Origin of the sequence: Enterobacter vonholyi (assembly GCF_008364555.1) — a bacterium.
Taxonomy (GTDB): Bacteria; Pseudomonadota; Gammaproteobacteria; order Enterobacterales; family Enterobacteriaceae; genus Enterobacter; species Enterobacter vonholyi.
In genome coordinates this window covers 1-1,405 of the sequence record NZ_VTUC01000025.1, presented here as the reverse complement: position 1 = coordinate 1,405, position 1,405 = coordinate 1, and the positions used below count along the sequence as shown (strand labels likewise).

The window sequence follows — 1,405 nt, the reverse complement described above, 5'->3', positions numbered from 1 at the left end:
TCCAGCGCGCCGCCGCCGTTAAGCTGCTGCAGCGCACCCTGGAGCCGATCGTTCCACTGCGGCGAGTTCACCGCCACGGTGCCGGTAGCGTTCAGCCCCTGTTTTTGCACGCCGCTGCCGACACTCTGATTGCTGAGGGCGTTCAGCGACGGCGTGGAGATAACGTTGCTGACGCCACCTGCATTGGCGGTGGTATTAGTGTTGCTGATATTGCTGGTGAAGTTTGCGGTGACGTTGCCGCCTGCCTGGATGACGGCGCGTAAGGTTTCGCCCTCCACAGATTCAGTCGTCAGCCCTTGTAACTCATAAATAAAGGTCGAGTTAGATTTTGGTCCAGGATATCCCGATTCTGAAGATGAACCCCCAGTAGAACTGAGATACTTATAATTATAAAAAGTCCCCGTTGTTCCCGATTGATAGCTCTCATTGTTCAGCTGCGAGCCTGAAAGAGATGCGTTACGTTCACTCAGTATTTGACTTGATTTATTTTCCAGAGCACCAGCATTGATTACCAAATCGCGCCCCGAAGCGATGCGCCCCGCGCCACCGCTCGCACTCACATCAAGATGTACCACTGAGCCAGCAAAGCGCATTTGGCTGCTCTCTGCGGTAGGGACAAAAGATGAACTGTAAATATCGTACTCAATTGCACAAGTACAGTTGCGATATCCTTTGGTTTTCGTATTGCTGATTCTGTAAGACGTTGAAGGGAGACTCAGGACAAGCAGTTCAATCGTTGCATCACCGACGTTTTCAGCCAGTTGTGAAGTCTCCGTCCAGCTATTTACCGAAAGTCCATCACGGGTATTCAGCAAATGCCCCGTTCTGATCGCTATATCCCCATTCTGCGTCTCAATATTCCCCGACGTGTTCACCACCTGGCTGTTCGCATTCCCCGCCGCATCCCGCTGCATCCACAGGTTGTTCCCCGCCATGATGTCGCCGCGCCGGTTAGTGATGCTGTCGGCAAACAGCGCCAGGTTATTCGCCGCGTACAGCAGCGCGGTGTTGACGATGGAGCCCGGCGCGCTGAGGGTCAGCGAGCCGCGCGTGCCGGTGAAGCCGTCGACGGTAATGTTGCTCCGGCTGGCCACGGTGATATCGCCCCCGCCCTGCACCGAGCCCGCGGCGTTCAGCGCCACGCTGCTGCCGGAGAGCGTGCTCGCGCCGCTGCCGGTGGTGATTTGTCCGCTGTTGCTGAGCTGCCCGCCCGCGTTCAGGCTGACCGCCTGCCCCTGCAGCACGCTGCGGTTATCGATGTCGCCGCCGCTGCTGATGGTCAGGGTTCGGCCTGCCGCCACGGCGGTCCGGCTGGTAAACGCGTTCGCCAGCTGCAGCGTTAAGTCCCCCAGGGACACCAGCTGGCCGGTCAGGTCCAGCCCCCGGCTCTGCAGCCACAGGTTGC

1 pseudogene is annotated in these 1,405 nt (G+C 58.2%); it reads right to left on the bottom strand.

The window, feature by feature from the left end:
* Positions 1-1,405: pseudogene (locus F0319_RS18795) on the bottom strand (Contact-dependent inhibition of growth factor CdiA); the annotation flags it as partial.